This window comes from Mycobacterium sp. (genome assembly GCF_032159565.1).
GTDB lineage: Bacteria > Actinomycetota > Actinomycetes > Mycobacteriales > Mycobacteriaceae > Mycobacterium.
In genome coordinates this window covers 1-8,673 of sequence record NZ_JAVHWR010000224.1, presented here as the reverse complement: position 1 = coordinate 8,673, position 8,673 = coordinate 1, and the positions used below count along the sequence as shown (strand labels likewise).

The window sequence follows — 8,673 nt, the reverse complement described above, 5'->3', positions numbered from 1 at the left end:
ATTCGGTTTCGTCATCCATCTCCGGCTCGGGCGGCAGGTCGTCCTGCACCGAAGCTGAGATACCGCTGGCGCCGGGACTGCGTTGAGGCAACAGCGTGACGGGCACCTCGGAGTGCCCGTTGAGCTGGTCCGCGCGGACCTCGTCGCCGTACTCCTCGTACTCCACGTACTCGTCGGCGTCGTCGAGCTTGAGCGGGGTCGCGAAGCCGGAGCCCGCTTCGGCGGCCACGGCCTGTGGCCCGGTGTCGAGCCGCTCGGGAATACCGGTGCGCAGCAGCAGCTCGGAAGGCACGTAAACCCCCGCCGTGGTACCCGAATTCGATTCTCCCGCAATGGTGCTGCGCAGCCGAACCACCAGCCCGTGCTGCTGGGCGAGCCGGCCGACCACGAACAGACCCATGTGGCGTGCGGTGTAGGGCGTCACCTCGCCACCGGACTGCAGGCGCGTGTTGGCGACCCGCAGATCGGATTCGGTCATCCCGAGCCCGATGTCGCTGACCTCGATGACGAGTCCGCCGTTGCCGGTGTGCACCGCCGACACTCGCACCTGCGAGATCGGCGGCGAATAGCGCAGCGCGTTGTCGAGCAACTCGGCGAGCAGGTGCACGAGGTCGCCCGCGACCGATCCGACGATCTCGCTCTCGGGCACGGTCGCCGTCACGACGCGGGGGTAGTCCTCGACTTCGGAGGCGGCGGCGTTGATGAGCGCCGCGACGGGCACCGCGTCGGCCTGCTCGCGCGGCACCTTCGCGCCCGCGAGCACCAACAGGTTGGCCCCGTTGCGGCGCATCCGGGCGGCCAGGTGGTCGAGCCTGAACAGGCTCTCCAGCCGTTCCGGGTCCTCCTCGTTGCGCTCGAGCCGGTCGATGAGCGAGAGCTGTTGATCGACCAGCGAGCGGCTGCGCCGCGACAGCGTCTCGAACATGTCGCCGACCTGCAGCTGCAGTCGGCTCTGCTCGCCCGCCATGAAGACGGCCTGCTCGTGGAGTTCGTCGACGGCATGGGCGACCTGGCCGATCTCCTCGGTGGTGTTCACCGGGATGGGTTCGACGGGTCCGGGTTCCTTACCCGCGCGCACCCGGTCGATCTCGCGCGCCAGGTCTTCGTGCGCGACCCGCAGGGCGCTGTCGCGCAGTGTGCGCAGCGGCCGGATCAGCGAGCGCGCCACCAGGATGACGAGCAGCAGGGCCAGCAGGATGGCACCGACCACGATCGCCGAGTCGCGGATCGCTTCGGTGCGTGCGGCCGACGCGTCCGCCTTGACCGCACCGGTGACGGCGGGCACGGTGCGATCGATCATCCGGGTGGCGATCTGGTCGGTGGCCTGCAGCGACGCCGTCATATCCGGGTTGTTGGCCAGCGGGACCGTCGGGTCGGAGATGAGCGCGGTGCGGCGGACGTACTCGCCCTGAAGTTGCTTGGCCTCATCCGAGCCGATGCCGAGCACCTGGCTCATGCCGAACAGGGTCGACGGCTCGGTGCCCGCGAGTGTGATCATGCGCGCGCGCTGCTCCGGCTCGGGCAGCTCGCTGCCCTGGTTGACCAGCAGCTGCTCCATCATCATCTGACCGCGAGCGCCGACCGCGCGGGTGAGGCCCTGCGCCTGGTTGCGGATGCGTTCGTCGTCAACGCGGACCGAGCCGGTGATCGCGTCCTCGGACGTCAGCAGAATCGGTGCGTAGAGGGTGACCCGGTCGACCAGTCCGATGGCGTTGGAGGACACCTTGTCCATCAGCGCCTGGCCGCCCAAGAGCATGCTGGTGACGCCCTTCTGGACGTCCGGCGGCACGTCGGGTGTGTCGTTGAGCCGACGCTGAAGCTCCGCGCGGCTCGAGTCGAACGTGCTCATCGCCCCCTGGGTGTCGCCACCGGCGGGCACGGCCAGCATCGCGCCGTTCAGCGCATTCATGTAGCTAACGATCGCGGGCACCATTTCGGCGCGATCGGCCGCGTGTTGCAGATCACGGGCTTCGATCGCGTTCGAGTAGATGCGCAACCCGCCGAAGGCGCCCGCCAGAATCACCGGCACCAAAACGATCGCAAACACCTTCCAGCGGACCGGCCAATTCCTCAACGACCATCGGGAGGGACGTTTCCTGCGCACCGACTCCTGGGCATCGTCGTCGACGACCAGTCCATCCACCAGCTCCTGCTGGGTGAACGTCGTCATTGCTGTCCCATCACGCCACCGGCTGCTTGTCCGGCTTTTCCAATTTGAGCGAGGTTCATAACGCTTCCTGCTGATTTGCCCGAATGCGGGCAGGCGTTCATCGCCTGGCAATTGATCGAGTATGCCAGTAGCACGCGGCCGTTTCCACAATTCTTACTGAACAGCCAAGGTTCACGCACTCTGCCAGAACCCTCTTAGTCGGTGTCCGAGCAAATGCCGAACGGGGCGCCTGCAATCATCGTCGGATGTTCCGGGTGATGTTTTTCTCCCCCCGCATCGCGCCCAACACGGGTAACGCGATTCGGATGGTCGCGGCCACAGGTTGCGAGCTGCATCTCGTCGAGCCGCTCGGCTTCGAGCTATCCGAACCGAAGCTGCGCCGAGCCGGGCTGGACTACCACGACCTCGCGTCGGTGACGGTGCACACGGATTTGGCTGCCGCATGGGAGGCCATGGCACCGATGCGGGTGCACGCCTTCAGCGCGCACGCGACGACGCCGTTCGCGGACATCGCCTATGAACCGGGCGACGTGTTGATGTTCGGTCCCGAGCCGACGGGTCTGGACGACGCGACACTCGCCGATCCCCACATCACCTCGCGGGTGCGCATCCCGATGCTCGCGGGCAGGCGCTCGCTGAACCTGTCGAACGCCGCCGCCGTCGCCGTCTACGAGGCGTGGCGGCAGAACGGCTTCAGCGGCGGCGAGTAGTCACCACGAGTTCCAGTGCGCGAACTGCTCGGCGGGCAGGCGCTTTGCTCGCTTGAAATCGGTGCCCTTGGTGTAGGCGATCGGGAAGAGCCCGCCCTGGCTGTACTCCTCGAACGGAATGCCGAGGACGTCGGCGGCCAGCTTCTCGCCCTTGCCGACGAGATGCAGCGTCGTCCATGCCGAGCCGAGGCCGCGCGAGCGCAGCGCCAGCATGAAGCTCCACACGGCGGGCAGCAGCGAGCCCCAGAATCCGGCGCTCTGCCCGGCGGGTGCGCCGTCGGGGCGGCCCGCCAGAACCGGGATCAACAAGACCGGCACCTCATGCAGGTGCTCGTTGAGATACTTCGCCGAGCTGGTGACGAGCCGGCGCTGCTCGTCGCGCACGTCGCCGAACTCCGGCTTGGGCGTGTCGAGGTAGGGCGTCGCGTTGTGTCGGTAGATGTCGGCGAGCGCCTTCTTCTTCTGCGGGTCGTCGACGAAAACCCACTGCCAGCCCTGGGCGTTGGAACCCGTCGGCGCCTGCAGCGCCAGGTCGAGACACTCCATCAGCACCTCGCGGGGCACCGGCTTCTCCAGGTCGAGCCGCTTGCGGACCGAGCGGGTGGTCGTCAGGAGGTCGTCGACGGACAGGTTGAGTGTCATGTTGCGAGGTTACTGAGTCCCCGCGAGCGCGCGCGTCCGCACACCGATTGACAATGCCCCGTGCGGATGCCGAGGTCTGCGCACGCTCGGGCAGCGCGACGGTGCGCAGAATACCGGTGAAAAGCGGAGTGTCTGCGTGCAGACCCGCACGGTCGCGGAGATGTGGGTCAGCGGAAATCGCGGCTGCGGGAGGCGATCCGCATGTCGAGCTTGCTGAGCCGGTCGGCGACGACGGTGACCGCACCGGTGGCGTTCTGGACCTGGCCGCGGATCACCATCGCCGTCGCCGTCTGCGCCAGCTTGCGCTGACGGTTCCACACCCCCGGTGAGCACAGGATGTTGACCATGCCGGTCTCGTCCTCGATGTTGATGAACGTCACCCCCTGCGCCGTCGCGGGACGCTGCCGGTGTGTCACCGCCCCCGCCACCAGCACCCGTGTTCCGTCGGGCACCGAAAGCAGCCGGTCGGCCGTGATGACCCCCATCGCGTCGAGGTCCGCCCGCAGGAACTGGGTGGGAAAGCTGTCGGGCGAAATCCCGGTGGCCCAAACGTCGGAGGCCGCCAGTTCCAGCTCGGTCATACCCGGCAGGACCGGGACGTTCGACGACGCCCCGACCCCGGGCAGCCGGTCCGGTCGCTGAGTGGCGGCGGCGCCCGCGGCCCACAGCCCTTCGCGGCGGGTGATCCCGAAGCAGCCCAGCGCCCCCGCCGTCGCCAGCGCTTCGGTCTGCGGGACCGAGAGCTGCACCCGTCCGGTCAGATCCAGCAGAGAACCGAACGGCCCGTTGATGTTTCGTTCTTCGACGATCTTCTCGGCAAGCTCGTCACCGATGTGGCGGACGCTGCCGATGCCCAGCCGCACCTCGGTGCCGACATTCTCCAGCGTCGCGTACGCCAGGCTGGCGTTGACGTCCGGTCCATGCACGGTGACTCCGTGCCTACGGGCATCGGCCACCAACGTCTGCGGTGAGTAGAAGCCCATCGGCTGAGCCCGCAGCAGCGCGGCGCAGAACGCTGCGGGGTGGTGCAGCTTGAACCACGACGAGTAGAACACCAGCGAGGCGAAGGACAGCGAATGGCTCTCCGGAAAACCGAAGTTGGCGAACGCTTCCAGCTTCTCGTAGATCCGGTCGGCCACCTCACCGGTGATGCCGTGCCGTTCGCGCATGCCGTCGTAGAACCGGCCGCGCAACCTCTGCATCCGCTCGGTCGACCGCTTAGACCCCATCGCCCGACGCAACTGGTCGGCCTCGGCAGCGGTGAAGCCGGCGCAGTCGACCGCGAGCTGCATGAGCTGCTCCTGAAACAGAGGCACACCCAACGTTTTTCGCAGCGCAGACTCCATCGACGGATGGTCGTAGGTAACCGGTTCGGTGCCGTTGCGCCTGCCGATGTAGGGGTGCACGGAGTTGCCCTGGATCGGGCCGGGCCGGATCAGCGCCACCTCGACGACCAGGTCGTAGAACACCCTCGGCTTCAGCCGCGGCAGCGTGGCCATCTGCGCACGCGACTCCACCTGGAACACACCGACGGAGTCGGCGCGCTGCAGCATCTCGTACACCGCGGGCTCGGACAGATCCAGCTTGGCCAGGTCGACGTCGATGCCCTTGTGCTCACGCACCAGGTCGATGCAGTAGTGCAGCGCCGAGAGCATTCCGAGGCCGAGCATGTCGAACTTCACCAATCCGATTGCGGCACAGTCGTCCTTGTCCCACTGCAGCACGCTGCGGTTCTCCATCCGCGCCCACTCCACCGGGCAGACGTCGGCGATCGGCCTGTCGCAGATCACCATGCCACCCGAGTGGATACCCATGTGACGCGGCAGGTTGGAGATCTGCATGGCCAGGTCGATGACCGGTTCCGGAACATCCTCGACGTGCGTCGATTCCGAGAGCTTGCCCCACTGGCCGATCTGCTTGCTCCACGCGTCCTGCTGTCCTTGCGAGAAACCCAGCGCGCGGGCCATGTCACGCACCGCGCTGCGGCCGCGGTAGGTGATGACGTTGGCGACCTGCGCGGCGTAGTCGCGGCCGTAGCGGTCGTAGACGTACTGAATGGCCTGCTCCCGCAGATCCGATTCGATGTCGATGTCGATATCGGGCGGCCCGTCTCTCGCCGGGGACAGGAACCGCTCGAACAGCAACTCGTTGGCGACCGGGTCGACGTTGGTCACGCCGAGGGCGTAACAAACCGCCGAGTTGGCCGCCGATCCCCTGCCCTGAGCCAGGATGCCGCTCTCCCTGCAGAACCGGGTGATGTCGTGCACCACCAGGAAATAGCCCGGAAAGTTGAGCTGGGCAATCGTTTTGAGCTCGTGCTCGATCTGCTCGTATGCCCGACGCGCCCGCTCGGGCGGTCCGTACCGGTTCCTTGCGCCCGTCATGACCAGGTGCCGCAGCCAGCTGTCCTCGGTGTGCCCGACCGGAACGTCGAACGGCGGCAACTGCGGGGCGATCAGCGCCAGCTCGAACGCACACTGCTCGCCGAGGTCGGCCGCGGCGGTCACCACCTCAGGACAATGCGCGAACATCCGCGCCATCTCCTCACCTGACCGCAGATGTGAACCACCCAGCGGGGCGAGATAGCCCGCCGCCTCGTCGATGGAGTTGCGGGCCCGGATCGCTCCCATGGCCATCGCCAGCCGGCCACGGGACGGCTCGGCGAAATGGGCGGCGGTGGTGGCGACGAGGCCGAGACCGAACCGGGGCGCCAGGTCCGCGAGCACGACATTGCGTTCATCGTCGAGGGGATGGCCGTGGTGGCTCAGCTCGATGCTGACCCTGTCGCCGCCGAACCGGTCCACCAGATCGGCAAGCGCCCTTTCCGCCGCTTCGGGGCCGCCATCGGATAGCGCCTGGCGGACATGGCCTTTGCGGCAGCCGGTCAAAATGTGCCAGTGTCCGCCCGCCGCCTCGGTGAGCGCGTCGTAGTCGTAGCGCAATACCCCCTTTTCGCCGCCGGCGAGATGCGCCGACGCCAACTGGCGTGACAGCCGTCGATACCCCTCGGGACCGCGGGCAAGCACCAGCAGGTGCGGCCCACGGGGATCGGGATCCTCGGTACGGTCGCCGCCTGCGAGGGACAGTTCGGCACCGAACACCGTTTTCACGTCGAGTTCCTTGGCGGCTTCGGCGAACCGCACCACGCCGTAGAGCCCGTCGTGGTCGGTCAGCGCGATGGCGCGCAGATCCAGCCGGGCCGCCTCCTCGACGAGTTCCTCCGGCGTGCTGGCGCCGTCGAGAAAGCTGTACGCCGAATGCGCATGCAGTTCTGCGTAGGGAACAGAGGAGCCGGGCCGCTGCACGTCCAGCGGCTGATAGCTCCCCCGCTTGCGGGACCAGGCCGGGCTGTCGCCGCCGTCACCGATCTGCTCGTCGATGGGCCAGCCGGCACGACGGGGCTTACTGTGAAGCACCCGCTCCATCTCTGTCCAGCTCGGCGGCCCGCTGTGCCAACCCATTGCGACATTGTATCGAACGCTTGTTCGAACACCAGTCCTAAGATGGGGTGCCCCACATGGCACCCAAGGCACGCCGATCGACGTTTTCCAGACGAAGTGCGAGAAGACCTCTGCAAAACGTTGATCGATGCGACTCGTGGCCGCATCGGCGGCGCGCCCGGGTAACGCCTACGGCAGCGCGTCGTCGTCGATCTGATCGCGTGGCACGACCATCATGGGCACGTCGAGGACGCGCAGCATCTTGGCCGCCGTCGAGCCGAGGAACAACCGCCTCGGCGCGCTGAGCCGGCTCGACCCGACCATGATGAGGTCACCGTCGCGCCAATCGAGCTTGCTGACCGCATCCTCAACGGTGGCACCGTCGACGACCGTGGATGTCACTGGAATTGCCTCGGGCAGAGCGCCTTTGGCGATATCCAGGGTGTGCTGCGCATGAACGAGCGCCCGGTCCCGGACGGCGTCGGCATCGCCGCGAAGGCGGCCGAACATCGGGTCGAGAGCCACCAGTGACGCCAGCCGCAACGGTGTGCCCGCCGCCTTGCTGAATCGAACTGCGGTGCGCAACAACAGATCCGCGCCCTGACGCTCGCCGATCGCGCACGTCACCTCGCGGACCCGCTCGACGTCGGAATGGCGGGTGCCCCGCGGCGCCACGGCCACCGGAACCGGCGACGAGTGCAGCAGCTCGTTGACGACCGAGCCCAGCGAGAGCGGCCCGGCAAGCCCACCACCGGCTCCGCCGACGACGATGGCATCCGCCTCCAACCGCGCGATCTCCCGAAGCAGACCGTCGGCGAACGACTCGGCGAAACTGACGTGGCTGCGCGCGACGACGTCGGGCGGTATCACCGCCTCTTTCAGCCACTTCTGCGCCTGCTCGGCGAGAAGACTGTCGAAGGTGCCGACCGAAAGGCGCGCGGTTTCCGCACGATCGGGCGGCAGCACGAGGCAAAGCTCCAACTGCGCGCCCAGCGTCCGGGCCAGCCGGACACCGAGAGCCACCGCGTCCGCGCCACCGGGTGTGGCCAGGAAACCGACGACCAGCTTCATGGTGGACATCCTGTACCACCGACGGCTGCTCAGTCGGTGTATTCGACGACGCCGTCGTCGAGTACCAGCCGGGCGTTCGAGCCGTCCGGGTTCGCCGCCTCGGTACGGAACACCGCGCGGCCCGCCTCGGTGCGCCAGATCGACGTGGTGAGCGTCTCGCCGGGAAAGACGGGTGAGGTGAAGCGCGAGGCGATCGCGGTGACCTTCGTCGCGTCGCCGCCGCCGAGCTCGCCGACCAGCGCACGGCCCGCCACCCCGTAGGTGCACAGCCCATGCAGGATCGGCTTCGGGAAGCCGGCCAATTCGCGCGCGAACCATGGATCGCTGTGCAGCGGATTGCGGTCGCCGGACAGCCGGTAGATCAAGGCCTGATCCTCGCGGGTGGGCAGGGCGACCCGCGAATCGGGATCGCGGTCAGGGATCTCGGGCGCCACCGGCCGCTGCCCCGGCTGACCGCCGAAGCCGCCTTCGCCACGGATGACTGCGGTCGCCATCGTCTCGGCCACGACCTTCCCGGTGTCCGGGTCGGTGCCGGTCGCCTTGAGCATGACCACGGCGTTCTTGCCTTCGCCCTTGTCCTGGATGTCGGCCACTTCGCCGACAACGCTCAGCTTTCCGGCCGGTGGCAGCGGCTCGAACA

6 protein-coding genes are annotated in these 8,673 nt (G+C 67.7%); 1 reads left to right on the top strand and 5 read right to left on the bottom strand.

Annotated elements, in window-relative coordinates; genetic code table 11:
• Nucleotides 1-2,170, bottom strand: a 2,170-nt coding sequence (locus QOC76_RS30560; protein ID WP_526363657.1) for a HAMP domain-containing sensor histidine kinase, incomplete at its 3' end; no start/stop codon positions are given.
• A gap of 245 nt (nucleotides 2,171-2,415) precedes the next feature.
• On the opposite strand from QOC76_RS30560, the gene QOC76_RS30555 reads away from it, so the two are divergent.
• On the top strand, nucleotides 2,416-2,880 hold the full coding sequence (locus QOC76_RS30555; RefSeq protein WP_526363655.1) for a tRNA (cytidine(34)-2'-O)-methyltransferase: 465 nt from the start codon (nucleotides 2,416-2,418) through the stop codon (nucleotides 2,878-2,880).
• On the opposite strand, the gene QOC76_RS30550 is transcribed toward QOC76_RS30555, so the two are convergent.
• From QOC76_RS30550 to QOC76_RS30535, 4 genes are all read right to left on the bottom strand, one after another.
• Nucleotides 2,881-3,522: a nitroreductase family protein gene (locus QOC76_RS30550; protein WP_526363653.1), complete on the bottom strand. Its 642-nt coding sequence runs from the start codon at nucleotides 3,520-3,522 to the stop codon at nucleotides 2,881-2,883.
• Nucleotides 3,523-3,689: 167 nt separating this feature from the next.
• The gene (locus QOC76_RS30545; protein WP_526363651.1) at nucleotides 3,690-6,983 is read right to left on the bottom strand and encodes a DNA polymerase III subunit alpha; all 3,294 of its coding nucleotides are present in this window, start codon (nucleotides 6,981-6,983) and stop codon (nucleotides 3,690-3,692) included.
• A gap of 168 nt (nucleotides 6,984-7,151) precedes the next feature.
• Nucleotides 7,152-8,033: a universal stress protein gene (locus QOC76_RS30540; RefSeq protein ID WP_526363649.1), complete on the bottom strand. Its 882-nt coding sequence runs from the start codon at nucleotides 8,031-8,033 to the stop codon at nucleotides 7,152-7,154.
• Between the two features lie 29 nt (nucleotides 8,034-8,062).
• The coding region (locus tag QOC76_RS30535; protein ID WP_526363647.1) for a MaoC family dehydratase at nucleotides 8,063-8,673 on the bottom strand (611 nt) is incomplete at its 5' end.